24 protein-coding genes are annotated in these 26,965 nt (G+C 63.5%); 7 read left to right on the forward strand and 17 right to left on the reverse strand.

The window, feature by feature from the left end; genetic code table 11:
* Nucleotides 1–129: 129 nt before the first annotated feature.
* Nucleotides 130–1,122, forward strand: coding sequence for an adenosine kinase (locus tag ASG25_RS07640; RefSeq protein WP_062471421.1), 993 nt, complete (start codon nucleotides 130–132; stop codon nucleotides 1,120–1,122).
* Nucleotides 1,123–1,128: 6 nt separating this feature from the next.
* Here the strand turns inward: ASG25_RS07640 and ASG25_RS07645 are convergent, their stop codons facing one another.
* On the reverse strand, nucleotides 1,129–1,656 hold the full coding sequence (locus tag ASG25_RS07645; protein ID WP_062472408.1) for an SH3 domain-containing protein: 528 nt from the start codon (nucleotides 1,654–1,656) through the stop codon (nucleotides 1,129–1,131).
* A 273-nt stretch (nucleotides 1,657–1,929) separates the two neighbouring features.
* On the opposite strand from ASG25_RS07645, the gene ASG25_RS07650 reads away from it, so the two are divergent.
* On the forward strand, nucleotides 1,930–2,934 hold the full coding sequence (locus ASG25_RS07650) for a D-glycerate dehydrogenase (RefSeq protein ID WP_062471426.1): 1,005 nt from the start codon (nucleotides 1,930–1,932) through the stop codon (nucleotides 2,932–2,934).
* A 9-nt stretch (nucleotides 2,935–2,943) separates the two neighbouring features.
* Here ASG25_RS07650 and ASG25_RS07655 read toward each other — a convergent pair whose 3' ends face one another.
* From ASG25_RS07655 to ASG25_RS07685, 7 genes are all read right to left on the reverse strand, one after another.
* Nucleotides 2,944–3,417, reverse strand: a complete 474-nt coding sequence (locus tag ASG25_RS07655; protein WP_062471429.1) for a GNAT family N-acetyltransferase — start codon at nucleotides 3,415–3,417, stop codon at nucleotides 2,944–2,946.
* Complete coding sequence (locus ASG25_RS07660; protein WP_062471432.1) at nucleotides 3,404–4,192, reverse strand: molybdopterin-synthase adenylyltransferase MoeB; 789 nt, start codon at nucleotides 4,190–4,192, stop codon at nucleotides 3,404–3,406. The genes ASG25_RS07655 and ASG25_RS07660 overlap by 14 nt, the downstream gene beginning before the upstream one ends.
* A 10-nt stretch (nucleotides 4,193–4,202) precedes the next feature.
* Nucleotides 4,203–5,327 carry a DNA replication/repair protein RecF gene (recF, locus tag ASG25_RS07665; RefSeq protein WP_062471435.1) on the reverse strand — a complete coding sequence of 375 codons (1,125 nt, stop codon included), beginning with the start codon at nucleotides 5,325–5,327 and terminating at the stop codon, nucleotides 4,203–4,205.
* A gap of 64 nt (nucleotides 5,328–5,391) precedes the next feature.
* Nucleotides 5,392–6,126 (reverse strand): glutathione S-transferase, encoded by a 735-nt coding sequence (locus tag ASG25_RS07670; RefSeq protein ID WP_062471438.1) that lies wholly within the window; start codon nucleotides 6,124–6,126, stop codon nucleotides 5,392–5,394.
* Nucleotides 6,127–6,294: 168 nt separating this feature from the next.
* The gene (gene dnaJ, locus ASG25_RS07675; protein WP_062471441.1) at nucleotides 6,295–7,422 is read right to left on the reverse strand and encodes a molecular chaperone DnaJ; all 1,128 of its coding nucleotides are present in this window, start codon (nucleotides 7,420–7,422) and stop codon (nucleotides 6,295–6,297) included.
* 323 nt (nucleotides 7,423–7,745) lie between these two features.
* Entirely contained in the window at nucleotides 7,746–9,665 is a 1,920-nt protein-coding gene (gene dnaK, locus ASG25_RS07680) for a molecular chaperone DnaK (RefSeq protein ID WP_062471444.1), read from the reverse strand.
* A 230-nt stretch (nucleotides 9,666–9,895) separates the two neighbouring features.
* Nucleotides 9,896–12,157: a transglycosylase domain-containing protein gene (locus ASG25_RS07685; RefSeq protein ID WP_062471447.1), complete on the reverse strand. Its 2,262-nt coding sequence runs from the start codon at nucleotides 12,155–12,157 to the stop codon at nucleotides 9,896–9,898.
* Between the two features lie 345 nt (nucleotides 12,158–12,502).
* On the opposite strand from ASG25_RS07685, the gene ASG25_RS07690 reads away from it, so the two are divergent.
* The gene (locus ASG25_RS07690) at nucleotides 12,503–12,874 is read left to right on the forward strand and encodes a hypothetical protein (protein ID WP_156379619.1); all 372 of its coding nucleotides are present in this window, start codon (nucleotides 12,503–12,505) and stop codon (nucleotides 12,872–12,874) included.
* 39 nt (nucleotides 12,875–12,913) lie between these two features.
* Here ASG25_RS07690 and ASG25_RS07695 read toward each other — a convergent pair whose 3' ends face one another.
* On the reverse strand, nucleotides 12,914–13,171 hold the full coding sequence (locus tag ASG25_RS07695) for a hypothetical protein (RefSeq protein WP_062471454.1): 258 nt from the start codon (nucleotides 13,169–13,171) through the stop codon (nucleotides 12,914–12,916).
* A gap of 171 nt (nucleotides 13,172–13,342) precedes the next feature.
* Nucleotides 13,343–14,068, reverse strand: coding sequence for a Crp/Fnr family transcriptional regulator (locus tag ASG25_RS07700; RefSeq protein WP_062471457.1), 726 nt, complete (start codon nucleotides 14,066–14,068; stop codon nucleotides 13,343–13,345).
* 908 nt (nucleotides 14,069–14,976) lie between these two features.
* Between ASG25_RS07700 and ASG25_RS07710 the strand changes: the two genes are divergently transcribed.
* Both ASG25_RS07710 and ASG25_RS07715 read left to right on the forward strand, forming a co-directional pair.
* Nucleotides 14,977–15,300: a hypothetical protein gene (locus ASG25_RS07710; RefSeq protein ID WP_062471464.1), complete on the forward strand. Its 324-nt coding sequence runs from the start codon at nucleotides 14,977–14,979 to the stop codon at nucleotides 15,298–15,300.
* A 143-nt stretch (nucleotides 15,301–15,443) separates the two neighbouring features.
* On the forward strand, nucleotides 15,444–15,713 hold the full coding sequence (locus ASG25_RS07715; RefSeq protein WP_062471467.1) for a hypothetical protein: 270 nt from the start codon (nucleotides 15,444–15,446) through the stop codon (nucleotides 15,711–15,713).
* Between the two features lie 63 nt (nucleotides 15,714–15,776).
* On the opposite strand, the gene ASG25_RS07720 is transcribed toward ASG25_RS07715, so the two are convergent.
* The 3 genes from ASG25_RS07720 to ASG25_RS07730 all read right to left on the reverse strand — a co-directional run bounded on the left by ASG25_RS07720 (nucleotide 15,777) and on the right by ASG25_RS07730 (nucleotide 19,145).
* Nucleotides 15,777–17,309 carry a YifB family Mg chelatase-like AAA ATPase gene (locus ASG25_RS07720; protein WP_062471470.1) on the reverse strand — a complete coding sequence of 511 codons (1,533 nt, stop codon included), beginning with the start codon at nucleotides 17,307–17,309 and terminating at the stop codon, nucleotides 15,777–15,779.
* A gap of 190 nt (nucleotides 17,310–17,499) precedes the next feature.
* The gene (gene gshB / locus ASG25_RS07725; RefSeq protein ID WP_062471473.1) at nucleotides 17,500–18,459 is read right to left on the reverse strand and encodes a glutathione synthase; all 960 of its coding nucleotides are present in this window, start codon (nucleotides 18,457–18,459) and stop codon (nucleotides 17,500–17,502) included.
* Between the two features lie 158 nt (nucleotides 18,460–18,617).
* Nucleotides 18,618–19,145 (reverse strand): cupin domain-containing protein, encoded by a 528-nt coding sequence (locus ASG25_RS07730; protein WP_062471476.1) that lies wholly within the window; start codon nucleotides 19,143–19,145, stop codon nucleotides 18,618–18,620.
* Nucleotides 19,146–19,467: 322 nt separating this feature from the next.
* Between ASG25_RS07730 and ASG25_RS07735 the strand changes: the two genes are divergently transcribed.
* The gene (locus ASG25_RS07735) at nucleotides 19,468–19,980 is read left to right on the forward strand and encodes a hypothetical protein (RefSeq protein ID WP_062471478.1); all 513 of its coding nucleotides are present in this window, start codon (nucleotides 19,468–19,470) and stop codon (nucleotides 19,978–19,980) included.
* Between the two features lie 19 nt (nucleotides 19,981–19,999).
* On the opposite strand, the gene ASG25_RS07740 is transcribed toward ASG25_RS07735, so the two are convergent.
* The 4 genes from ASG25_RS07740 to ASG25_RS07755 all read right to left on the reverse strand — a co-directional run bounded on the left by ASG25_RS07740 (nucleotide 20,000) and on the right by ASG25_RS07755 (nucleotide 23,764).
* Nucleotides 20,000–20,944, reverse strand: a complete 945-nt coding sequence (locus tag ASG25_RS07740) for a lysylphosphatidylglycerol synthase domain-containing protein (protein ID WP_062471482.1) — start codon at nucleotides 20,942–20,944, stop codon at nucleotides 20,000–20,002.
* A 138-nt stretch (nucleotides 20,945–21,082) separates the two neighbouring features.
* Complete coding sequence (locus ASG25_RS07745) at nucleotides 21,083–22,477, reverse strand: dipeptidase (protein ID WP_062471484.1); 1,395 nt, start codon at nucleotides 22,475–22,477, stop codon at nucleotides 21,083–21,085.
* A gap of 64 nt (nucleotides 22,478–22,541) precedes the next feature.
* Complete coding sequence (locus ASG25_RS07750) at nucleotides 22,542–23,051, reverse strand: MarR family transcriptional regulator (protein WP_082480006.1); 510 nt, start codon at nucleotides 23,049–23,051, stop codon at nucleotides 22,542–22,544.
* Between the two features lie 299 nt (nucleotides 23,052–23,350).
* Entirely contained in the window at nucleotides 23,351–23,764 is a 414-nt protein-coding gene (locus ASG25_RS07755; protein ID WP_156379621.1) for a hypothetical protein, read from the reverse strand.
* 113 nt (nucleotides 23,765–23,877) lie between these two features.
* Between ASG25_RS07755 and polA the strand changes: the two genes are divergently transcribed.
* The gene (polA, locus tag ASG25_RS07760; protein ID WP_062471493.1) at nucleotides 23,878–26,889 is read left to right on the forward strand and encodes a DNA polymerase I; all 3,012 of its coding nucleotides are present in this window, start codon (nucleotides 23,878–23,880) and stop codon (nucleotides 26,887–26,889) included.
* The last annotated feature ends 76 nt before the right edge of the window (nucleotides 26,890–26,965 follow it).

The raw sequence follows: 26,965 nt of genomic DNA on the forward strand, positions 1-26,965 counted from the left end.
ACGCGGCAATTGCACGCGGAAGAAAGCCGTCTTTTCCAGCCTTGCGACGCCTTCGGCCGAAAGACCTTCCAAAGCGCGAGAATTCGATTAAGACCAAACGCCGGACACAGATTTTTCCAGGCGGGGTTCATGACCACTTTCGACGTCCTGACGATCGGCAACGCCATCGTTGACATTATCGCACGCTGCGAAGAGCGGTTTCTCACCGACAATGGCATCATCAAGAGTGCGATGAACCTGATCGACGCCGAGCGCGCCGAGCTGCTTTACGCGCGCATGGGGCCCGCGCTCGAAGCCTCGGGCGGCAGTGCCGGCAACACGGCGGCCGGTATTGCGAGCCTCGGTGGCAGGGCCGCCTATTTCGGCAAGATCGCCAACGATCAGCTGGGCGACATCTTTACCCACGACATCCAGGCGCAGGGCGTGCATTTCCTTACCCGGCCGCTCGACAGCTTTCCGCCGACGGCGCGGTCGATGATCTTCGTGACCGAGGACGGCGAGCGCTCGATGAACACCTATCTCGGGGCCTGCGTGGAGCTCGGCCCGGAGGACGTGGAACCCGATGTCGTGGCCAACGCTGCCGTCACCTATTTCGAGGGCTATCTCTGGGATCCCCCGCGCGCCAAGGAGGCCATCCGCGACGCGGCGCGCATCGCGCATGCCAATGGACGCGAGGTCTCCATGACCCTGTCCGACAGCTTCTGCGTCAACCGTTACCGCGCCGAATTCCTGGAGTTGATGACGAGCGGCACGGTGGATATCGTTTTCGCCAATCGGGCCGAAGCGCTGGCGCTGTACGAAACGGAGGATTTCTCCGATGCTCTGACCCGGCTCTCGCGCGATTGCCGGCTCGCGGCCGTCACGATGAGCGAGGAAGGCTCCATCATCGTACGGGGCGACGAGCGCATCAAGGTCGAAGCGACCAAGGTCGCGCGGGTCGTCGATACGACGGGGGCGGGCGATCTCTATGCGGCGGGCTTCCTTTTCGGTTACACCGCCGGCAAGCCGCTCGACACCTGCGGGAAGCTCGGGAGCCTTGCCGCCGGCATCGTGATCGAGCAGGTCGGTCCCCGCCCGATGGTTTCGCTAAAGGACGCCGCGGCCAAAGCGGGCCTTCTCTGATCCCGATTATTTGAAGGCTTCACCGGGATAGGCGCCCCAGATTTCGGTCTGGACGATCCAGCCCTCCGCCCCTTGCGCTTCGGCCTTGCACCACTCGCCGGTGCATTCGCCGATGTGCAGCATCACGCCCGGCTCGACACGGGCGACGACGGTCGCGCCCGATTGCGGCTCGCGGCGCATGTTGACGAGCACGCCCTGCCCCTTACCGCGCATCCACGGGGCTGCCAGGGCGGTCCGGGCACCCGAAAGGAGTGCCTGGTTGACCCAGCCTTCCGTTCCGTCCGCATCGCGTACGCGGCGCCAGTTGTCGTACTCCTGGATGATTTCGACCGGCACGCCAGGTTTGAGGTAGCGCCAGGAAACCGCGTAGTCGACACTGGGGCCGACGCGCAGGTTGACGCTCTTCGACTTCAGGCTGACGAAACGTGGCAGCGGCAGGCCGCTTGCACCCTTGGCCGCCTGCGCCCATGCGGGCGCGGCAACGCCGGAGATGGCGAGGGGTAGGAGGGTCGAGGCTGCAAGAACGGCAGCCATGAGGCCGCGCCTGGCGACCCGCTGCCCGATCAAGCCGAGATGGAACTGGCGCATGGCAATATCCGTTTTGTGAAACCGGGTCGAACATCAACATCATCGGGCCTTCACGGGCTTCGATGTCTCCGGTCGTCCCGGCGGCATCGAGAGGCTGGCTGTGTTGGTCTTCCGGTGCGTCTCTGCTAGATAACGCTCTGACGATACGATCCATCATCTTGGTTAAGAAGCCGTCAACGCGGCGCACCGTCTGGCATGGGTCCGGGGAGAGATTTGACGATGACGCAGAGACAGAAGCCGAAGGTCTTTATCACCCGCAAGCTGCCGGACATCGTCGAGACCCGCATGCGCGAACTTTTCGATGCAACCCTCAACATCGACGACACCCCGCGCAGCCACGACGAGCTCGCCTTGGCTGTCGCACAGGCCGACGTGCTGGTGCCCACCGTCACCGACCGGATCGACGCAGCGCTGATCGAAAAGGCCGGACCGAAGCTCAAGCTGATCGCGAGCTTTTCCAACGGCGTTGACAACATCGACGTCGATGCCGCTGCGCGCCGCGGCATCACGGTAACGAACACGCCGGCGGTTCTGACGGAAGACACGGCCGACATGACGCTTGCCCTCATTCTGGCTGTTCCGCGGCGGCTGACGGAGGGCGCCGCCATCCTTGCCGACCGGCGCCACGACTGGGCCGGCTGGTCGCCCAACTGGATGCTCGGACGGCGGATTTCCGGCAAGCGGATCGGTATCGTCGGCATGGGTCGGATCGGCACCGCCGTCGCCCGCCGGGCCAAAGCCTTCGGCCTCTCGATCCACTACCACAACCGGCATCGCGTCAGCGCGGAGACCGAGGCGTCGCTGGAAGCGACATATTGGGACGGCCTCGACCAGATGCTGGCCCGTGTCGACTTCGTGTCGGTCAACTGCCCCTCGACGCCGGCGACCTATCACCTTCTCTCCGCACGGCGGCTACAGCTGATGCAGCCGACGAGCTATCTCGTCAACACAGCACGTGGCGGCATCGTGGACGAGACAGCGCTCATCAAATGCCTGCGGGAGGGCCGCATCGCTGGAGCCGGTCTCGACGTCTACGAGAACGAACCGGCCGTCAATCCGAAGCTCGTCAAGCTGGCTTCCGAAGGCAAAGTAGTTCTTCTGCCGCATATGGGATCGGCAACCATCGAAAGTCGGGTCGACATGGGCGAGAAGGTCATCATCAACATCCGCGCCTTCTTCGATGGGCACCGTCCGCCCGACCGCGTTCTGCCCGGCCGCAACTGAGAGCGACTGTCAGACGCGTTTCTGCATCTCGATGAACGTTGTGCGATCGAACCCCGGATGGCGGCCTTCCCGTGTCACCACAAATCCCATGGCCGAGAAGGCGCGATGATTGCCCGTGAGTTCGATGCGGGTTTCCAGGCGCAGACGGGAAAATCCTCGATGGGTCGCGATCGCGGCCGCGGTCTCTACCAGGGACCGCCCGAGCCCATTTCCTTGCAGGTCGGGACGCACAGCCAGCTTGCCGACATAGAGCGTTTCCGGCGGTTCCGGTCGACAGAAGACGCATCCGACCAAGCTGCCGTCATCGGCATAGGCGAGGTGGACGATTTCCCGCCCGGCTTTCTCGCGCAGTGTCTCCGGCGTCAGATCGAGCGCGGAGGATGGCGGATCGATGCGCGAAGCCATGCCGGCAAATGCCGTGAGGATCAGATCGTGCAGGTCAGCCCAATCCTTGAAGTCCGGGGCACACTCAACGATCCGCATGCCGGCGCCGGTAGCGGATCGTGTCGAAACGGGCGGCCAGCGCGTCATAGAGCAGCAGGCGGCCGACAAGAGGGTCTCCGGCACCCGTGAGGAGCTTCACCACCTCCATGGCCTGCAGCGTGCCGATAACGCCGGTCAGAGCACCGACAATGCCGGCTTCGGCGCAGGACGGCACGGTGCCCGGCGGCGGCGGTTCGGGAAAGAGATCGCGATAGCGCGGCGCCTCGCGGCCGGCCGCGTCGAGGGTCCAGGGCATGAGAACGGTCAGAGACCCGTCGAACCGGCCGACGGCGCCGGTCACGAGCGGGACCTTTAGCGTTTCTGCCGCCTTTGCCACGAGGTAGCGGGTGTCGAAATTGTCGGACCCATCAACCACGACGTCATAGCCGGCAAGGGTCTCGGACGCCGTGTCCGGGGTCAGCCGGAACGGCAGCGGACGAACGGTCACATGCGGGTTCAGCCGCGCGACCGTATCGCGGGCGCTGTCCGTTTTGCTCATGCCGACCGTCGACGTCTGGTGAATGACCTGACGCTGGAGATTGGAGAGCGACACCCGGTCGTCATCGACAATGCCGAGCGTACCGACGCCGGCCGCCGCAAGATAGAGGATGACCGGTGCCCCGAGGCCACCGGCGCCGACCACCAGCACGCGGGCCGCTTTCAGCGCCTGCTGGCCCTGTCCGCCGATTTCCGGCAGGAGGATGTGACGCGAATAGCGTTCGATCTCCTGAGATGACAGGCTTGGCGCCGTGGATGATGTCGGTTCATCGCTCATGCAGCGACCCTCACTCGAAAACCTGGCTGTTGGCAACCGTCAGGAACTGGGCGCGATCGCCGAGTGCCGAAAACATGGTGCGGTCGGTGCCGGTCATGAAAGCCTGCCCCCCGAGATCATCGACGATGTCGAACAGGGCCGCCCGGCGGCCGGCATCCAGATGGGCTGCGATTTCGTCGAGCAGCAGCACCGGGGCATGCCCGGTAAGGTCCGCCACGAGACGGGCATGGGCCAGAACCAGACCGACGAGCAGAGCCTTCTGCTCGCCCGTCGAGCAGCGCTCGGCTTCGATGTTCTTGGCCCGATGGCGGATGAGAAGGTCGCTGCGGTGCGGGCCTTCCAGCGTACGGCCCGCGGCCCCGTCACGCCAGCGGCCGGTGCGCAATCGCTCCAGATAGTCTTCTTCCAGATCGAAGGCCGGGCGGTCCCATGCGCCGTCGAGAAAGCCGGAGAGGGCGAGATCCGCCTTCGGAAAGGAGCCGTCGTCCGGACTGCGATCGATGAGGGCGGCGAGAAGGCCGAGCATCTCGTTGCGCGCAAGCGCCATGGCGATACCGAGCTCGGCCAGCTGGCGCTCCAACCCGGTCAGCCAGACGGGGTCGGCGCCGGGTTCCGACAACAATTTGTTGCGGCTGCGCATCGCCCGCTCGAAGTCGGCTGCCCGTCGGCCATGATCCGGGTCAAGCGACAGGACCAGCCGATCAAGGAAGCGACGGCGGTCGCCGGAGGGTCCGGTGAAAAGCCCATCCATGGCGGGGGTTAGCCAGAGGACACGCAGATGATCGAGAAGTTCGTCGATCGCCTTGGCGTTGGTGCCGTTAAGGCGCAGACGGCGCGCCTGGCCGTCCTCCGTTCCGAAGGTTCCGGTGCCGATCTCGACATCGCCCTGCATGCCCTCGACTTCGGCGAAGACCGAGAAGCCGGCGCCGGCGCCCACGCGCGGGACATCGGCATAGGCGGCGCGCCGCAGTCCCCGCCCCGGCGACAGGAACGACACGGCTTCCATCAGATTGGTCTTGCCCGCACCGTTCTCGCCGGTGAGCACGACATGGCGCGCGTCGAGATTCAGCGATAAGGCCGCATAATTGCGGAAATCGCCGAGCTTCAGACGGGACAGGGAGACTTTTTGCGGCATGTCGTCCGGCTCTAGGCTTTCCGGGGATGCCTGACAAGCGTCCTGAACCGCAGGCGGGGCGCTTTCAATCCTCGCCGCCCGTCCCGACGCCATCGAGCTCGGGATAATGCCGGAAGACGCCGTTCTCATTGAAGGGAATGCGACGATCCGAGGCGAGATAGGCGGCGATGCGCGGCAGGCGCGCAATCTCGTGGCGAAGAGCATTGAGATGCGGCCACCGATCGCCATAGGCCGTCATGGCTTGCGGAAAGGCGTAATGCAGACCTTCGAGCAGATGATGGAGCGACAGATCGCCATAGGTCAGCGCCGGTCCGACGACGTGCTTCGGCCCGTCCGGGTTGGCCGTGAGAACACGTTCGAAATAGTCGAGATACTTGGGGATGCGCGCCTTGCGGAAATCCGCGGCGCGCCGCGCGGCCTCCGGCTTCTGGTCCTCGTAGTAGAGGCTGGTCGCCACGGGGTGATGGGTGTCGTGCGCCTCGGCGACCATATCGGCGATCGTCATCTGCAGGCCGTTGAGGCGATGCCGATCGCCTTCGGCTTCCGGAGCCAGGCCGAGGCGAGGGCCGAGATAGAAGAGGATATTCGCCGTCTGGGAGACGATCAGGTTGCCGTCCTTCAGGAAAGGCGGCGCGAACGGCGCGGCCGCGCTGTCGGCTTCCATGATGTCCAGCATCGTGTCCGTCCCGTCTCGGCTCCGGGCAATGTCCACATAGTCTGCGCCCGCTTGTTCCAGCGCCAGTCGCACGAACTCCCCGCGGCCAGGAAGGCCGTCCCAGTAGTAAAGCGCATAGGTCACGGCGGCATCCTCTCGTCCTGTCTCATCCCGTTCAGACCGAGAAGATGGGGCAGCGGGTGGCAAGGGCAATAAGGGTGTTGAGAGCAATGAGCGTCGCGGAAACGAAAAGGCCGGAGCCCATGGCATCCGGCCTTTTCGGTCAGGATCGAGCATGCCGACGGCGCGCGGTCAGCCCTCGAAGAACTCCTTCATCCGGGCAAAGAAACCGGCAGATTCGGGATTGTTGTCCTTCGACGAGATCTCTGCGAACTCCTCGAGCAGTTCGCGCTGGCGCTTGGTCAGCTTCTGCGGCGTCTCGATGCCGATCTGGATGTAGAGGTCGCCGACCTGCGTCGAGCGCAGCACCGGCATGCCCTTCCCCTTGAGACGGAACTGCTTGCCCGCCTGCGTGCCCTCGGGAACGGTGACGCGCGACTTGGTGCCGTCGAGCGTCTGCACGTCGAACTTGCCGCCAAGCGCCGCCGTCGTCATCGATATCGGCACGCTGCAGTAAAGGTCTGCGCCGTCACGCTGGTAGAACTCGTGCGGTTTGACCGACAGGAAGATGTAGAGGTCGCCCGAAGGACCGCCGCGAAGGCCAGCCTCGCCCTCGCCCGACAGGCGGATACGGGTGCCGTCCTCGATCCCGGCAGGGATGTTGACCGACAGCGAGCGCTCTTCCGTCACGCGACCCTGGCCATGACATTTGGTGCAGGGGTCGGGAATGATGGTGCCACGGCCCTGGCAGGTCGGGCAGGTGCGCTCGATGGAAAAGAAACCCTGGGCGGCGCGCACGCGGCCGGAGCCTTGGCAGGTGCCGCAGGTCGTCGGTTTCGTGCCGGGCTTTGCACCCGAGCCGGAACAGACGTCGCAGGTGATGGAGGTGGGAACCCGGATCTGCGCGGTCTTGCCGGCATAGGCTTCCTCGAGCGTGATCTCCATGTTGTAGCGGAGATCGGCGCCGCGCTCGCGGCCACCCGACGAGCGTTGGCGCTGGCGTCCGCCGCCCATCATCTCCCCGAAGATGTCCTCGAAGATATCAGAGAAGCCGGCCGCACCGCCGCCCATGCCGCCGCCGCCGCCCATTCCGCCCTGCTCGAACGCAGCGTGACCGTAGCGGTCATAGGCCGCGCGCTTCTGGGGATCCTTCAGCGTCTCATAGGCCTGATTGATGTCCTTGAACGTCTTTTCCGCTTCCGCATCGCCCGGATTCTTGTCCGGGTGGTATTTCATCGCCAGCTTGCGGAAGGCGCTTTTCAACTCCTTCTCGTCGGCTGTCTTTGCAACACCGAGTGTTTCGTAAAGATCACGTTTCATGTGGTCGCGCGTATCCCGTTGAACCGCGGCGACAGGACCGGACGTCGGTCGTCGCCAGATTTCATTGAGCCAAAGTTCGGTCAGCCAAGTTTGATCAGCCAGAGGTCGTTCGGCCAGGTGCCGTATCGCCGAATGCCGTTGATAAGGATTTAGGAAATCCCGGCGGCCGATACCATAGCGAATCTATGCCAACGCCGGCTTTTTCGACGAAATGAAGGCAGAATCAGCGCCTGCGTATTCTTTCGACACTTATGAAAAAGGCCCGGAACATGTGCTCCGGGCCCTGTTTCGTGCGTCATCGCATAGCGCGAGGCCCTGATGTCTTAGGCCGACTTCTTGCGACCGTCTTCGTCGCTGACGTCTTCGTAGTCGGCATCGACGATGTTGTCGCGAGCGGCATCCGCTGCGGCATCGGCATTGGCCGCTTCGGTCTGCTGCGACTCATACATGGCTTGGCCCAACTTCATGGATGCTTCCAGCAGCGTCTGGGTCTTCGCCTTGATGTCCTCGGCGTCCGGCTCGGAAGCTTCGACCGACGTCTTCAGCGCGGCAATCGCGTCGGAGATGGCGGCGCGGTCGGCTTCGGTGACCTTGTCGCCATATTCCTTCAGCGACTTTTCGGACGAATGGATCAGGCTTTCGGCCTGGTTCTTCGCCTCGACGCCATCACGGCGCTTCCGGTCGTTCTCGGCATTGGCCTCGGCATCCTTGACCATCTTCTCGATGTCGGCGTCGGACAGACCGCCCGATGCCTGGATGCGGATCTGGTGCTCCTTGCCGGTGCCCTTGTCCTTCGCCGAAACGTTGACGATGCCGTTGGCGTCGATATCGAAGGTGACTTCGATCTGCGGAACGCCACGCGGTGCCGGCGGAATGCCGACGAGGTCGAACTGGCCGAGCAGCTTGTTGTCGGCTGCCATTTCGCGCTCGCCCTGGCTGACGCGGATGGTCACGGCCGACTGGCTGTCTTCGGCGGTCGAGAAGGTCTGGCTCTTCTTCGTCGGGATCGTCGTATTGCGTTCGATCAGACGGGTGAAGACGCCGCCGAGCGTTTCGATGCCGAGCGAAAGCGGGGTCACGTCAAGCAGCAGCACGTCCTTGACGTCGCCCTGGAGAACGCCGGCCTGGATGGCCGCGCCAAGCGCGACGACTTCGTCCGGGTTGACACCCTTGTGCGGCTCCTTGCCGAACAGCTGCTTCACGACTTCCTGCACCTTCGGCATGCGGCTCATGCCGCCGACGAGCACGACTTCGTCGATTTCGGAGGCCGAAACGCCGGCATCTTTCAGCGCTGCCTTGCAGGGCGCGATCGTACGCTGGACGAGATCGTCGACGAGCGCTTCGAACTTTGCGCGCGTCAGCTTCAGCGTCAGGTGCTTCGGGCCGGATGCGTCCGCCGTGATGAAGGGCAGGTTGATTTCCGTCTGCTGCGACGAGGACAGTTCGATCTTGGCCTTTTCGGCAGCTTCCTTGAGGCGCTGCAGAGCCAGCTTGTCGTTCTTCAGGTCGATGCCCTGGTCCTTCTTGAATTCGCCAGCGAGATATTCGACGAGACGCATGTCGAAGTCTTCACCGCCGAGGAAGGTGTCGCCATTGGTCGACTTCACCTCGAAGACACCGTCGCCGATTTCCAGGACCGAGACGTCGAAGGTGCCGCCGCCGAGATCGTAGACAGCGATCGTCTTGCCCTCGGTCTTATCGAGACCATAGGCGAGCGCCGCAGCCGTCGGCTCGTTGATGATGCGCAGCACGTCGAGACCGGCGATGCGGCCGGCATCCTTGGTGGCCTGGCGCTGAGCGTCGTTGAAGTAGGCGGGAACGGTGATGACAGCCTGCGTGACCTTTTCGCCGAGGTAGGATTCGGCGGTTTCCTTCATCTTCTGAAGGATCATGGCCGAGACCTGCGACGGAGACTGGTTCTTGCCGCCGGCTTCCACCCATGCGTCGCCATTGTCGCCCTTGACGATCTTGAACGGCACGAGGGCCTTGTCCTTCGTCACGGTCGGATCTTCATAGCGGCGGCCGATCAGGCGCTTCACGGCGAAGAGGGTGTTTTCCGGGTTGGTCACGGCCTGGCGCTTGGCCGGCTGGCCAACGAGGCGCTCGCCATCATCCGAGAAGGCGACCATGGACGGCGTCGTGCGCGCGCCTTCCGCGTTTTCGATGACCTTCGCGTCCTTGCCGTCCATGACGGCGACGCAGGAGTTGGTCGTTCCCAGATCGATACCGATTACTTTTGCCATGTCGTTCTCTCCTTGCAGCGGACTGTCGGAACCCGGTCAGGCATTCGTGCGACAGTCCCTAGGGATGCTCTTGTCGTGGTGAGCCGCGGCCCGAAAGCCTTGGACGTGCGGCGTATATAAGGACGGGTTTTTTGCTGTGCAAGGCGTTGCAAGCCCTGAAGGCGGTGAAAAGAAATGCGGAGCCGAAAGAGTTTAGGCCGGATTTCGACCCGCACGTCCCGCCCGCGCCGTCAACCCCCGGTCAGGATGTCGAACAGGGTGGTGCGGCGCGTCGGTGGCGTGGCGCCTGTGGTCTGGCCGACATCGGCCGGCGGCACCAATCCCCCCTCAGCGGCATCCGCCGCGGCATTCTGGGATCCGCCCGGCGATGGCGGCATTTCGGCATCCGCTACGGGAGCATCCGGATAGACGTCCACCGGCTTGTGTCCGAAGGCACCGGAGATGACGTCGCCGATGGTGCGCTGGATCCCGGGATCGTCGAAGGACGGCTGGATGCCTTTCGTTCCGAAGATGGGTGAGGGCGTCAGCCCTGCATGCGCCTCCGCCATATAGGTTGCCCAGGCCTTGGCCGGCAGGCCACCGCCCGTCACCTTTTTCATGGAGGTGCCGTCATCGTTGCCGAACCAGACGCCCGTCGTCAGATTGTTGGTGAAGCCCACGAACAGGGCATCGCGGAAGGACTGCGTGGTGCCGGACTTGCCGGCGACCTGCCAGCCCTTGAGCCTGGCGTTCTTGCCCGTGCCGTGCTCCACCACGCCCACCATCATCTGGTTCATTTCCGAAACGATCTCGGGGTCGAGCACACGTGGCGGATTGTCATAGGTATTCTGGTAGAGAACCTTGCCATCCGTCGTCAGCACCCGCTTGACGATATGCGGCGTCGCCTTGAAGCCGCCGTTCATGAAAGGCGCATAGGCGGAGGTAAGCTCGAGCAGACTGACCTCTGACGTGCCGAGCGCGATCGAGGCGTTGGCCTGCAATTCCGATTCGATACCCAGCCGATGAGCGAGCTTTGCCACCTGGGGCGGTCCCACTTCCATGACCAGCTGCGCTGCGATGGTGTTCAGCGAGTTGGCGAGGGCATCGGCCAGCGACACCTCCCCGCGATACTTCTGGTCGTAATTCTCCGGCGTCCACTTGCCGATCCGCACGGGCGCATCGTTGCGGATGGACATGGGCGTGCGGCCGATCTCCATGGCCGCGGCATAGACGAAGGGCTTGAAAGCCGAGCCGGGCTGGCGCTTGGCCTTGACCGCTCGGTCGAACTGGCTGTCGGCATAGTCGCGCCCGCCGACCAGAGCGCGGATGGCGCCGGTCGCATCCACCGAAACGAGCGCCGCCTGCGAGGCACGCGACTTCGTTCCGCTTTCCTTGAGGATCGCCGACAGCGTCTTCTCGGCTTTCTTTTCAAGATCGAGATCGAGCGTGGTTTCCACGACCAGATCCTGCTTGACCGTGCCGACAAGGCCCGGAAGCTGGTCCATGACCAGATCGGCGGCATAATATTGTGCACCGGACCAAAAGCTCTTCGCCTTGGTCGGCGGCTGCGACATCGCGGTCTTTACCTCGTCGTCGGTGATCAACCCCTCTTCCCGCATGGCGCCCAGCACCACCTGGGCACGCTCTTCGGCAGCCTTCGGATCACGCGCCGGCGACAGGCGCGAGGGCGCTTTGAGGAGGCCCGCAAGCAAGGCAGCTTCGCCAAGATTGACGTCGCGGGCGGACTTGTTGAAGTAGCGCTGCGACGCGGCCTCAACACCATAGGCATTGGAACCGAAGAAGACGCGGTTCAGATACATCGCAAGGATCTGGTCCTTGGAGTATTTCTGTTCCAGCCATAAGGCGAGCAGCACTTCCTGCACCTTGCGCTCCAGCGTGCGCTCCGGCGAGAGAAACAGGTTCTTGGCCAGCTGCTGCGTCAGCGTCGAGCCGCCCTGCACCATGCGCCCGGTGGTGACATTGGTGAAGACGGCGCGGGCGAGACCCAGGGGATCGACGCCAAAATGCGAATAGAACCGCCGGTCCTCGATGGCCATGACAGCCTGGGGAATGAAAGGCGACATGTCCTCGAGCGCGACGGCCTCGCCTCCGGTCGCGCCGCGATTGGCAAGCGTGTCGCCGTCGACCGCAAGGATCTTCACATTCGGCGGCCGTTCCGGGATGCTCCAGCTCGTCGCGTTCGGCATGCGCGAGCCGTAATAAAGCACGAGACCGCCGATGCCCATGGCGCCCCAGATGCCGGCGACGATGCACCAGTAGACGAGCGACCGGACGACGCCAAAGAGACCACCCCCGCTGCTTCGGCGCCCGCCACGCCCCTTGAGCGATCGGCGCGGCGCCTTGCCGCTCTTCGCCTTGGAACGTGTCGACGCCGACGTCTTGGTGGAAGGCCGTCCGCTCACGCGGTCGCTCGCATCGACGCGAAGACCGTCGTCGTCTCCGCTCGAAAAGGACGGGTCGATGCGGGGACGTGAACGAGATTTGCCTGCCATACCGGGATGTGACCGCTCCGTGTGTGCGCCGAGGAAAGAACGACCGGCGAGCCGCCCGAGCCGTCGCAGGGTGCGGTGAACTGTAAATGCGGCGATTTAAGGGGGCGTTAACGACCTTGCCCCCTTGAGGAAAGCCGTCCGGCCACGAGTGTTCGATGGGCAAACAGTGCCCGCTCGGGGTTGTCGGATAGGCCGAAACAGGCGGTCATCACTCTCAAGACGCGCTGTCCACGATACCATGCGCGAAACGGCGCGACCCGCACACGGACCGCGAACTAAAGCGGCCGAGGCGGGTTGGGCCTGTCAGATCCAACAGAGGGCAGTCCGTGTCGGACTGAACGTTCCGTGACGATACGGTCGGCCAGACGTTTCCAGATCCTTGTGGTCGGCGCGCCGCAAGCAGCCGACATCCTGCCCATCCGGATCGCCTGGCACCTCGCCGGAGCCGATCTTCTCGGCCCTGTCGATGTCGGCGGAGCCCGTATGGATGATTGTCTTCGGTTGGACGGCGTGCTCATCGTTCTCGATGCGGAGGCCGGCCCGACGCAACGCCTTGCCGACAGGCTGGACGACGCCCACGTACCGTTCCTGTTCCTCCTGCCGGATGGACTTCGCGATCCTGCAACGCCAGGCTTCTGCCTGTCGGCCGATCAGGACGAAATCCTGGAGATCATCGACCGGCTTTCCCGCCAGAATGACGGCATGGCGCGTCACTGAGAGGCATCACGATCCGCCCAGCGTCACGACCCTTTCCTCTTATCCGAGCTCGCGATCGAAGGCGCAGCGATCGAGCACGAGGCCGCGCATGATGCGCAAGACCCGAAGACGATAGTCGGCATCGGTCTGCGCATCCGATCCAGGATCCATCAACCCTACTGTCCTCGAGACGAGGTCTCGGACGTCGTCCGGAGAGCGGTAGAATCGTCGCGCCATCCGCTCGACCCAGAGGGTCGCGGCGTCCGGTTCGGGAACGAAGGCGTCTGCGGCCTGCGTTTCCAGGCGTGTGCTCGTCATATCAGGTGCCTTCCGAGAACGTTGTCTCAGGAATTACACCTGCAGGGGGAAGTTCCCCGTCCGTGCGGAGCGTACGAAAGCGCACAGGCAGGCTCGGACTGTCGGAAACGCCGATCTCTGGTGCGTGCCGGAATGAGCAAGACGCCGGCTTTTGCGGAAAGCGACCGTACCCTAGCGCCGTGACGAGACGGTGCGGCCGATCAGACGGTCATATTCCTTCTCCGGCTCGCCGTACGAGGCGCCGGCGATATCCTCGAGACGTTTGCGATCGAGAATCCGGATATTGCCGCGGGTCGCCTTGATGGCTTTCATGCCTTCGATGACATGCAGCTCATTGGTCACGCCGGAGCGCCGCACGCCCAGCATGATCGACAGGAATTCATGGGTCAGTGGAAGATCGTCGCCATGAATACGGTCATGGCACATCAACAGCCAGCGCGCGAGTCGCTCATGCATGTTGTAGCGCGCATTGGCGAGCGCGGAATGGGCGACCTGGATCTCGCAGCAGTGAATGTAATTCATCAGCAGCGTGTTGGTGTCGCTGTCCTGAAGGATATCGAGCATGGCCTCCGAGGGAACGCGGATCCCGGAACCGGGCGCCTGCATGAAAGCCCGATTCGGCGTGCTCTTCACCTTGAGTAGGATATGAGCGCCGGCGAGGCCCTCGGACCCGACATGACCGACCTCGATATCCTCGGCGTCCGCGCTTGTGGCCACCAGCGAGCAAAGGCCACTCTCGAGGAAGGTCACATAAGCTGTGGGAACATGAGGCTCCACGAGAAGGTGCCGCGCGGGAAGATCCACGCGCTCCATCAGCGGCTGAAGCCTTGAAAAAATGTCCGGCGTCATCGTTCGAAGCAGATTGTTGCGGACGCTTTCTCGTTCCAGTGGCGCCATGGTCATTCCTCGCCGGGGAAGAGCCCGGACTCATACCATTGCTCCACACGCTGGTATTTTGAAGCTTATGCGGCAGACTGAACGACTTCGCCACCACGTCACGGACATCTGTACGCTTCTGACATTACGCCGAAGCCGCAGGCATCGCCACGTTACATAACACCACAAAATACATCAGAAAGTATATTCTTAGATATTCATGTAATCCAAGATCGCGTTCATTGCCAGTGCCAAGAAATATTTATGTCCGTCGACGAGAATATTTTCATATGAAAAAAAGACATATCTGAATATCGAAATATAACTCTTTTAAACAGAAGCGACGGGGAACGCCGGGCGTGGCGTATCGCGAGAGCATCGCCTCTCAAGGCGCAGGCAGACCGTTGCAGGCGTCGCGCCGCCTCTCAACGAGCACAGCGGGTGTCCGAGACGCCTCCGGCGATGCGGCGCTTACAACCTGCGCTTCGAAAAATTGAAGTGCATATGCAGCGTAACGAATATTTGCGGCAACGCGCGATATGGCCGGGAACGGGCTGCTCCTGCTGCGTGCAAATTGGAACGAAACGCGGAATCACGCGTTTGTTACATGTCAAACAAAGGAACCCGTCATGAACAATATCATCTACATCGTCGGACTGGTCGTCGTCGTTCTCGCCGTCCTGTCATTTTTCGGGCTGCGTTGAGCTGATTCGACCGATCGCCTAGCCATAAAGCCCCGCCCGTCGGGGCTTTATGACGTTTGGCGGCTGCGTCGAAGCTCGCGAGTCGCACGCTCATGGCATTCGCGTTCCGCCTTCTCCTCCTTCCGGCGTGCCGCCTGCGCGCAAGGATTTTTCGTCGGACCGGTTTCGGTCTTCGGGCTTTTGCCATAGGGTTTTGCCAGAGAGCCGCCGGTCGCGGCACCGACCATGGTAGACACGCGTGACATCAACGATCCTTCCCGTCAGCATCTCGCCCGGCCTGCACCCGTGAAAACGCAGGAAGATCTCGCGATCGCCGTTCGCCGCATGCAACAGCAATATGAAAAAGGCCGCATTGACCGCGATATTCTCCGCGGCTGGGTGCTGGGGCTATCCTCCTACCCGCCACCGCATGGCGCAGCCGTCGATGCGTTGAAGGCCTGGTTCGGGCTGCGGACCGTCGAGATCACGCCGGATGTTCGGGAACGCGATATCACATTGCTTGCGGCCGTCGCGGATCTGCCGGTCGCCACACGCCGCAGCGGCCCATGACGGTGAGATTTTCGCGTGGCAGATGTAGAGCACCGAGTCCGAGCGACATCACCGAACGCACCACCGACAGCACCGGCAGACGCAGACGGGTAGCTCGCGATGGGGCGTCCGGATGACCACACGATGAAGAGGAGCAAGAACCCATGTCGAACGACAATGAACCGGAAATGGAATATTCGGAGCTTTCCGGCGAATTTACCGAAGACGGCGTGACCGTCCTGGTCGACATTTCGCGTCCGGCCGGCACGAATCTCGACTGGCGGATGCTGGTGCTCACCCAGGAGGAAGACGTGACGGAGTGGGAAGACCCATTCCCGACCGATCGCGAAGCCTTTGACGAGTTCCTGGCAACCGTGGCGCGGGAAGGTATCCGCTCGTTCTTCGGGGACGAAGAACCGCCGACCCTTCAATAGACCAAAGCCCGCTGTTCCTCTCGGTGTTAAGCGCCAACACCAAGGCACAACGATGCACGTGTCTCACGCCGCACTGGTCATGCGGTCTCCCGTCACGCGATAAGAAATGGCCTCCGCAAGATGGATGCGCCCGACCCTCGCAGCGCCGTCGAGATCGGCAAGCGTACGGGCCACTTTCAAGACGCGATGATAGGCACGGGCGGAAAAGGCCATTCGTTCGGCCGCATCCCGCAGAAGCTGCAGCCCGGCCGCGTCGGGTTCGGCCATCCGCTCGATCATCGCCGTCGTGCAGCGCGCATTGGATGTGATACGGGGCATGCCGTAATCGATGAAACGCTCGATCTGGATCGCTCTGGCACGGGCGACGCGCGCCGCAACGACGGCGCTGGTTTCGGCCGGTGCCGGACGGAGCAGGTCGGCCGCCGACACGGCAGGCACGGAAATGCGAATGTCGATCCTGTCCATCAGCGGACCGGAAATGCGCGCCTGGTAGTCGCTGGCGCAGCGCGGACCGCGGGCGCAGCTGTGCCCCGGCTCGCCGGCCATGCCGCAGCGGCACGGATTCATCGCCGCCACCAGCTGGATGGCGGCGGGATAGCTGATCCGATGATTGGCCCGGGCGATGATGCATTCGGCCGTTTCGAGCGGCTGGCGCAGGGCATCCAGCGCCTGCGGCGTAAACTCCGGAAATTCGTCCAGAAACAGCACGCCGTGATGGGCAAGCGAGGCCTCGCCCGGCCGTGCGCGCAGGCCGCCGCCGACGAGCGCTGCCATGGTGGCGGAATGGTGCGGCGTGCGGAAGGGACGACGATCCGAAAGCTTGCCGCCCGGCAGTTGTCCGGCGATCGAATGGATCATTGAGACCTCCAGGAGCTCCCCGGGTGACAACGGCGGCAGGATCGATGGAAGACGCGCCGCCAGCATCGACTTGCCCGAACCGGGTGGGCCGACCATCAACAGGTTGTGGTTGCCGGCCGCAGCCACCTCGAGGGCGCGCTTGGCGCTTTCCTGACCCTTGATATCGGCGAGATCCGGCATGTTCGCGGGTATCGCGCGGATGGCGGGCTCCGGGCGGGTCAGCACCTGCGTGCCACGGAAGTGATTGGCAAGCGCGATGAGGCTACGGGGCGCGAGAATGTCGATCTCGGCCCCGGCCCAGGCCGCCTCCGCGCCGCTGTCGGCCGGGCAGATCAGCCCCTTGCCGATCGCATTCGCCCCGATCGCTGCGGGCAGCGCGCCGGCGACCGCCGCGATCGTGCCGTCAAGGTTGAGCTCGCCGATGACGACGTAGTCCGTCAACGCGTCGGGCGGAATTGCGCCCAGTGCCGCCATGAGCCCGAGCGCGATCGGCAGGTCGAAATGGCTGCCTTCCTTCGGCAGGTCGGCCGGCGCCAGATTGATGGTCACGCGTTTTGGCGGCAGGGAAAGGCCCGAGGCATGCAGGGCGGCGTGCACGCGCTCCCGGCTTTCGGCCACCGCCTTGTCCGGCAGTCCGACGATCTGCACGCCGACTTTGCCGGGCGCGACCATCACCTGCACGTCGACGGGAACGCCCTCAATCCCTTGGAACGCCACCGTGCTGACCCGTGCCACCATGCCTCGTTCCTCCAATCGATATGTTTATGAGATATGTCTCACATTACACGTCGATTGGAATAAAACAAGAACATCTGCCGAACAGCCACAACTCGACGCGTCCGGGAGGTTGAAACCCTTACAACCCGGGCCCGTAAACACGGGTTCGCCCGTTCACTGACCACCCAGCAGGACGCCGGGAACGGCGTGCTCAGGCGCGTTTGCGTTCGATCGCATCCCAGAAAAGGCCTGCAATGTCGGCACCGCCGAACGTCCTGACCTCGCGGATGCCGGTCGGCGACGTGACGTTGATCTCCGTCATGACATCGCCGATGACGTCGATGCCGACGAGCAGGAAGCCGCGGTCGCGCAATGCCGGGCCGATGCGGGCGCAGATTTCCTTCTCGCTTGCCGTCAGCTCGGTCGGCTCGGGCTTACCTCCAGCATGCATATTGGAGCGCGCATCGTGCTCTGCCGGGACACGGTTGATTGCGCCGACGGGCTCGCCATCGACGAGAAGAATGCGCTTGTCACCCTTGCGCACAGCCGGGAGATATTCCTGGGCAATGAAGGGCTCGCGGAACATCTGCCCGAACATTTCGAGCAGCGACGACATGTTGCGGTCGTCGCGGGCGGCGTGGAAGACGCCGGCGCCGCCATTGCCGTAAAGCGGCTTCAGGATGATATCGCCCATTTCCTCGCGGAACTTGGCGATCTCGGCCGGATCGCGGGTGATCAGTGTCTTCGGCATCAGGTCCGGGAATTCGGTGACGAAGATCTTTTCCGGCGAGTTTCGCACCCAGGCGGGATCGTTCACCACCAATGTCTTCGGATGGATGCGCTCGAGGAGATGCGTCGAGGTGATGTAGGCCATATCGAACGGCGGATCCTGGCGCAGCAGCACCACGTCCATGGTGGACAGGTCCAGCCGTTCCGGTTCGCCAAGGGTGAAATGGTCGCCCTTCACGTCACGCAGGGTCATCGGTTGCGCCGTGGCGTAGACCTGCCCATCACGCAAGGACAGCCGATCCGGCGTATAATGAAACAGCCGGTAGCCGCGGTTCTGGGCCTCCAGGCTCATCGCAAAGGTCGAGTCGCCCGCGATATTGATGGTGGAGACGTGGTCCATCTGAACCGCGACGTTTCGGAGTGCCGTCCTGGTGGCTGCCATAGTCTTCCCCTGTCACCGATCCGCCGCAAGTCCGGCGGGCCTCATGACGTAGGATGCCGGCGGGCCAAAGGCAACCGGCAGGAGCCCTCGAAAGTCGCGGTCCTCTCCGTGCGACCAGGCGCGCCGGCAGAATACGCTCAGCTTTCTGGCCGCTCCGATCAGGCCGCAAGCGCAGGCTTCGGCGCCTCCCCGCGCAGCAGGTCGCGCAGGCGATAGGCCAGCACCACAGGCTCGGGGAACGGCTTGCGGCAGAAAGCGATCTTGCGCACATAGGTGTCGATGCGCCAGTTTGCCCAGGTGCCGCCGTTGAAGAATCCGATATCGCCTGCGCGCAGGGTCTGTTCGGTGCCGTCCTCGGCCGTCACATGCACCTCGCCTTCGAGAATGACGACCGTCTCGTCCCAGCCGAAATACCAATTGAACTCGCCGGCCGTGCAGTCCCACATGGCGGTGACGGCAGCGTCGTCATGGCTGCGGGAGTGCTCGGCAAGCCGTGCGACGGGTGTACCGGAAACAATCCAGGCCGGATCGATGGGGGCGGGCAGCATCGGCAGGTCGATGGCCGGGGAGGCGATCATGGGCCGCCTGCCACGGGCGACCGGGCGCACGGCGCCAGACTTCGGAAAGAGCGGCGTCGCTCGCATCGCAACCGTCATGAACTCTGCAAAAAGCATTTTCAGCGCCATATCGCCCCCCTGGCAAACCGTGATGGGCCGAGACTAGCGAGAAGGCGCAAAAACAGCGTTGCAGAGATTGCTTGCATTTAAGCGATTGCCGCATTTGCATCCGGCTCACCGAGCGGTCGCAGATTCGCCGCATGTCGCAGGTCTCTTCGCTTTCCGGAAGGCGGATGGTCGTTCCCTGCAAACAATCCGCCGCCTTGCGCTTTACAGCAAACGTGTGTGCATCATGTAGAGGGCAGCGCTGGCAGTCGACCCGTTACAGGCACCCACATCCGGCACCTGCGCGCACCGCCATCACCACGCCACCGCATTACGAGGACCGACCATGCTTCATCAGACCCGCTCTTGCGCTATCCTCCTCGTCGCAGGGAGCCTCGTCGCCGGCGCCCTTGCCGCGCCGGCTGTCGCTCTCGCGCAGGATGCGCCCTATGTCGACGACCGCTCGGATGGCGCCAAGCTTGTCCAGTCGCTCTACAATGCGATCGAACGGAAAGAATATGCGCGCGCCTATGCCTATTTCGGCGACAAGCCGCCGGCGGGAGATTATGCGAGCTTCGTTGAGGGCTATAAAAAGACGGTCGATGTCGAGGTGAAGACCGGCGTAGTCACGCAGGAAGGGGCTGCGGGCAGCCTGTATGCGCCGGTGCCCGTCGCCGTGCGCTCCGTCGACAAGGACGGCAGGGAGCGCATCTTTGCCGGATGCTACGTGACGCGCATCGTCAATGCCGCCATTCAGGAACCGCCTTTCACGCCCTTGCACATCGAGAGCGCGGAACTCGAAGAGGTAAAAACGCCGTTTGCCGAGGCCGTGCCCAAGGTCTGCCACGCACCGTCGTGACAGCTCGGATCCCCTCCGATCAGGGCTCTACGCGGCGCCGCTCCAGAAACTGGCGGCGCTCGAACAGGACGACCACCACGAGCGCCATCACAAACGGAATGACCAGGTAGAACAGCCGGAAGATGACAAGGGCGGCCAGAACCGATGCCGGATCGACCTCCGGCAGCGCCGCGATGAAGATCAGCTCGAACACGCCGATGCCGCCGGGTGCATGGCTGAGCAGCGCTGCAGAGAACGATGCGAGAAAGACGCCGAGAACCACCATATAGCCGGGATTGCCCATCGCCGGCAGGGCGAAATAGATGATCGCCGCCGCGCCGATCAGCTCGACCGGGGCGATCAGCAGCTGGCGAACGGCGAGCGTCGGCCGCGGATATTCAAGCCGGAACCATTTCGTGTTGATGGGGCGGAAGCCGATCAGACTCCCCAGGATATAGAGCGAGATCAGCGCAAGAATGAACAACGCCGTCGAAATCGAAGCTTCGATCGGGATGACGTCGGAAAAGCGATCGACGATCTCCGGCTCGATCAGAAGCACGATGGCCGACAGGGTCAGCGTGCCCAGCACGAAGGTCAGCGAACAGAAGGCGACGAGAATGCCGGTTTCGCTGACGCTCAGCCCCTTGGATCCGTAGGCCCGGTATCGCACGACGGCGCCCGAGAACACCGATGCACCGATGGTGTGCGACAGGGCATAGGCGGTAAACGAGCAGATGGTGATGAAGATCAGCGACAGGCGCCGCCCGAGATGCTCGAGCGCCAGATGGTCGTAGGCGGCGAGCGCCGCGTAGGCGACCAGCGTGGCGCCCGCCGACAGAAGCCAGCTGCGCAGCGGCACCGCCTCGAAGCGGGTCAGCACGTCCGCAAGCGAAAGCCCCCGCAGCTCGTGATAGAGGCCGTAAAGCGAGAACAGGATCGCTGCGAGCCCGACAGCCGGCCAGATCAAAGCACGGATCGTCTTCATGCAGGTCTTTTTCGGTCCGGCGGAAGCAGTCTCGATGTCATATGGGTCATGAGACCATCGCCACCCGGCCGGGTCAAGGGCGTCCCGGCCGGCAGCTCCTCACAATCTTGAGAGATTTCAATGTCTCAGCATGCGTGTTCAGCGTGCTGCGGCCAGCGCGTCGAGAATGCGGACCCAGGAGCGAATGCCCTTGTGGAAGGACTGCAGGTCGTATTTCTCGTTGGGCGAATGGATGCGGTCGTCCGACAGGCCAAAACCGACCAGGAGCGATTCCATGCCCAGCATCTTCTGGAAATCGCCGACGATCGGAATGGAGCCTCCCATGCCGATGATCACGGCCGCCTTCGGCCACTCGTCCGACAGGGCTGCTTTCGCCGTGTTGAGAAGGGGCGAATCATAGGGCAGCTGGATAGCGGGCGAGCCGCCGTGTTCGTGAAATTCGACCGAGCAGTCCGCCGGGATGCGGGTCCGGACAAAATCGCGGAACGCCGTGCGAATGGCGGCCGGATCCTGCTGGCCGACGAGGCGGAAGGAAATCTTGGCCGATGCCTTGGAGGCGATCACGGTCTTGAAGCCTTCGCCGGTATAGCCGCCGGTGATGCCGTTGACCTCGGCCGTCGGACGCGCCCAGGTGAGTTCGAGGACCGAGCGGCCCTGTTCGCCGGCGGGAATGGCGAGACCGATTTCGCCCAGCATCTTCTCCGCCGTCTGACCGAGCGTTTCCCATGCGGCCTTGATCTGCGTCGGGGTTTCCTCGACACCATCATAGAAGCCGTCAAGCGTCACGCGGCCGGCTTCGTCGTGCAGCCCGGCAAGGATACGCGACAGGATGTGGATCGGGTTGGCAGCCGCTCCGCCGAACTGGCCGGAATGCAGGTCGCGATCGGCCGCCGTTACCACGACTTCCTCGCCGACGAGCCCACGCAGGCCGGCCGAAATTGCTGGTGTCTCACGATCCCACATGCCGGTATCGCAGACCAGCGCATAGTCGGCCGTCAACTCCTCGGCATGGGCGGTGAGGAACGGCTTCAAGGACGGCGAGCCGGATTCCTCCTCGCCTTCGAACAGGATCGTGATCCGGCACGGCAGGCTGCCCTGCGTTTCCTTGTAGGCCCGGCAGGCCTCGACGAAGGTCATCAGCTGGCCCTTGTCGTCGGAGGTGCCGCGACCGGTGATGACCTTGCGGCCGGGCGACAGCTCGCGCACGGCGGGCGTGAACGGATCGGTGTCCCAGAGCGACAGCGGATCGACCGGCTGCACGTCGTAATGGCCGTAGAACAGAACATGCGGCGCGTCGGCGGTGGCGCCGTCCTGGTGCGCAACGACCATGGGATGGCCGGGCGTATCGCGCACGGAGGCTGTGAAACCAAGGCTCTGAAGGTCGGCGACCAGCCATTCCGCCGCCTTGCGGCAAGCGTCCTTGTAGGCCGGATCGGTGGAAATGGAGGGGATGCGCACAAGGTCGAAGAGCCGCTCCAGGCTGGCGTCGAGATTGGTGTCCGCCTTGGCAAGAACGCCGGTGATATCGGTCATTGGCACTGCTCCTTGATGTCGGCGCGACCCTACTCAAAAATTCCCGAATGGGAAGACCCGCGCCTCATTTCGGGCTTTTGCCAGGCGTGTCCCGGCCGTCCTCCGTCTCCGGCGCGTGCGCGCATGCCTCGTGGGCATCCCGCAGAGGTTGGGGGGCATTGGCGATGGCCATGCGCATGTATTCGAGCATCAGAGCGCGCTCGAAGCGCCGGAAGCCGACGAAGAGTGCATCGTCCGCCGCCTTTGCAGCCGCCATCGCGTCGCCTTCGAGCGCCCGCCCCCGGTCGGTCAGAAAGATCTGCTGCGCCCGCCGGTCGTCCGGATGCGGACGCCGCACGATCAGCCCATCGCGCTCCATGCGCGCGAGCGTGTTGGCAAGCGTCGCCTGCTCGGCATCCAGCCGGTCGAGCAGCTGGCGCTGGGTCAGACCATCCGCGGTCCACAATTCTGCAAGAACCGGAAACTGCCCCGGCGCAAAGCCGAGCGTTCGGCCCCTCTCCTGCAGCTGGCGGGAGAAGCGTCTGGCCAGCAGGCCGGCGAGATAGGTGGCGGACTCCATGCGGTCGTAGGCCATGATCATCGGTACGCCTGCAAAGGGACGGTGACAAGATCGCAGCGACGGGCGGCAGTGGCCCGCCGCGGTCAACTGAAGATACCATCACAAGCCAAATAGAAAAACCGCCATGGCGGAGGCGGGCCATGACGGTTTTTGATGATGGACAAAGGCCCGGAGAGGGGGGTTAGGCCTTTGTCCTTGCATCTGGGTTCGGCGGGGGACAGGCCTTGACCAGATGACGGCGCTTGACGCTGCCGTTGACCTGGATTTGTGGGTCCGAATGTGGCTTTTCAAGGGAAGCCCCGGGCGAAGCCTGATTACAAATTGGTAAGGTTTGAACCTGCGTCATTGCGGTTGGGATGCGAGCGACGGCTCTGCCAGAAGAGGACCATGTTGACGGCCGCCATTCCGAGCGTCATCAACACCACGAACCTTGCCATCTGCCACAACGCTTCGTCGTTCCCCGGCGTTGCGATCAAGACGACGAAGACGGCCTGGAGACCAGAGGCCAGAAGCTGGAACTCGAGATGCGTCAGCAGGCTCCGGCTTTCGTCCTTCGCCTCCGGAAAGAATGTTCTCACCCCCCGCATGGCCAGCAGGAACATCGGTACCAGAACCATCTTCCGGGCGATATCGACAGGTCGGTCGTTCATCGAGATGGCGAGGAGTCCGACAAGAATCATCAGTAGGAAAGGAACCGCATAGGCTCGAGCGATCGCTGTCCTGCTCATCCGTCCCTCGTTTCCATTTTCGTCCGGCACCATCATCAAGCACCCTGGAAAGATTGTCGACCTTGCCCGCGTAGAATGGACCTTTCGCGCCCGCCGCGCTATCCCTTCTCTCCATGAAAAAAGGCGATCATCTCTTCCTCGTGGACGGCTCCGGCTTCATCTTCCGGGCCTTCCACGCCATTCCCCCGCTCAACCGCAAATCGGACGGCCTGCCGGTCAATGCGGTGTCGGGCTTCTGCAACATGCTGTGGAAGCTTCTGACCGATGCCCGCGACACCTCGGTCGGCGTCACGCCGACGCATTTTGCCGTCATTTTCGACTATTCTTCCAAGACGTTCCGCAACGATCTCTATGACAAGTACAAGGCCAACCGCACGGCGCCGCCGGAAGACCTGATCCCGCAATTCGGACTGATCCGCCACGCGACCCGCGCTTTCAACCTGCCCTGCATCGAGATGGAAGGCTACGAGGCCGACGATCTGATCGCAACTTATGCCCGCATGGCGGAAGAAGCCGGCGGCGACGTGACGATCGTCTCCTCCGATAAGGATCTGATGCAGCTGCTGACGCCCTGCGTATCCATGTATGACAGCATGAAGGACAAGCAGATCGGCATTCCCGAGGTCATCGAGAAATGGGGGGTGCCTCCCGAGAAGATGATCGACCTGCAGGCGCTGACGGGCGATTCGACCGACAATGTACCGGGCATTCCGGGCATTGGGCCGAAGACGGCGGCGCAATTGCTGGAAGCCTTTGGCGATCTCGATACGCTGCTTGCCCGCGCCGGCGAGATCAAGCAGGTCAAGCGCCGTGAAACCATCATCGCCAATGCCGATCTCGCCCGCCTGTCGCGCGACCTCGTGACCCTGAAGACCGATGTCCCCGTCGACATGCCGCTCGACGCGCTCGACCTGCATCCGCAGGATGGGCCAAAGCTGGTCGCCTTCCTCAAGGCCATGGAGTTCACCTCACTCACCCGCCGCGTGGCAGCGGCAACCAATACCGATGCAGAAGCGGTGACGGCTGCGCAGGTTCCCGTCGAAGGCGGTGCGAAGGCGCACGGCCCGGATCTCGATCCGGGCGAGGCCGCGGTCCCACCTTCCGCCCAGGGCGCCCAGAACGCCCACGAGACCGCGGAAGACGCCGCGAAAATCCTCAGCCAGGCGCTCATCCTTCCCGTTGAGAGCGGCACAACGCCACAGGGGCTGGCGCAGGCCCGCGCCGACGCCTTTGCCACCGCCCCCATCGATCGGTCGACCTATGTGACGATCCGCGATGCCGCAACGCTCGAAAGCTGGATCGCGGCCGCCCGCGAGGCAGGACTCGTCGGCTTCGACACGGAAACGAATTCGCTCGATGCCATGCGCGCCGATCTCGTCGGTTTCTCGCTTGCCATCGCCGACAACAGCCGCGACCCCTCGGGCACCGCCATCCGCGCAGCCTATGTGCCGCTCCTCCACAAGAGCGGCGTCGGCGATCTCCTCGGCGGTGGGCTGGTGGAAAACCAGATCCCGAGCGGACAGGCGATCGATCTCCTGAAATCGCTGCTCGAGGATCCCGCCGTTCTCGTGGTCGCGCAGAACCTGAAATACGACTATCTCGTCATGAAGCGGCACGGCGTCGAAATCGCCCGCTTCGACGATACCATGCTGATGTCCTACATCTCGGATGCCGGTGCGAACGCCCACGGCATGGATGCCCTGTCGGAACGCTGGCTCGGACACCAGCCGATCCCCTTCAAGGACGTGGCCGGCAGCGGCAAGTCGATGGTGACGTTCGACTATGTCGACATCGACCGAGCGACCGCCTATGCCGCCGAGGACGCGGACGTGACGCTGCGCCTCTGGCACGTTCTCAAGCCCCGGCTTGCGGCAAAAAAGCTCATGCGCGTCTATGAAAGGCTGGAGCGGCCGCTGGTGCCGGTGCTCGCGCGCATGGAGGAGCGCGGGATCTCCATCGACCGGCAGATCCTGTCGCGGCTGTCTGGCGAACTTGCCCAGGGCGCGGCACGGCTGGAGGCCGAAATCCACGAGCTGGCCGGAGAAAGCTTCAATATCGGCTCGCCCAAGCAGCTCGGCGACATTCTCTTTGGCAAGATGGGCCTGCCCGGCGCATCGAAAACGAAGACGGGACAGTGGTCGACGTCGGCACAGGTGCTGGAAGATCTTGCCCTTTCAGGCCATGACCTGCCGCGGCGCATCGTCGATTGGCGGCAGCTGACCAAGCTCAAATCCACCTATACGGACGCCCTGCCCGGCTTCGTGCATCCGGACACGAAGCGCGTCCACACCTCCTACGCGCTGGCCGCCACCACCACAGGCCGGCTGTCCTCGTCGGAACCCAACCTCCAGAACATCCCGATCCGCACGGCCGAAGGTCGAAAGATCCGCACGGCTTTCATCTCGACGCCGGGCCACAAGCTGATTTCGGCCGACTACAGCCAGATCGAGCTCAGGGTGCTTGCGCATGTCGCCGATATCCCGCAGCTCCGACAGGCTTTTGCCGAAGGGATCGACATCCATGCCATGACGGCGTCCGAAATGTTCGGCGTGCCGGTGGAGGGCATGCCGAGCGAGATTCGTCGGCGGGCGAAAGCCATCAATTTCGGTATCATCTACGGCATTTCCGCCTTCGGCCTCGCCAATCAGCTTTCCATCGAGCGCTCCGAGGCCGGCGACTACATCAAGCGCTATTTCGAGCGCTTCCCCGGCATCCGCGACTATATGGATGCGACCAAGGCGTTCGCGCGCGAGAATGGCTATGTCGAGACCATCTTCGGCCGACGAGCACACTATCCTGACATCCGCTCGTCCAACCCGTCGGTGCGCGCCTTCAACGAACGCGCGGCCATCAACGCTCCGATCCAGGGCTCGGCCGCCGACGTTATCCGCCGGGCGATGGTGCAGATGGAGCCGGCGCTGGAGGCCGCAAAGCTTGCCGACCGCTGCCGCATGCTGCTGCAGGTCCATGACGAACTGATCTTCGAGGTGGAGGAGGCCGAGATCGACAAGGCCATTCCGCTGATCGTGTCGACCATGGAAAATGCTGCCATGCCGGCGCTCGACATGCGCGTGCCGCTGAAGGTGGACGCCCGCGCCGCGCGCAACTGGGACGAAGCACACTGAGGACGACAGATCTCGCGGGACGGCTGTGCGGGACGGCGCAGGAAAATCCTGACGGTCGGTCGTGCGTTTCGGTCGC

Source organism: Rhizobium sp. Leaf384 (assembly GCF_001424065.1).
GTDB lineage: Bacteria > Pseudomonadota > Alphaproteobacteria > Rhizobiales > Rhizobiaceae > Ferranicluibacter.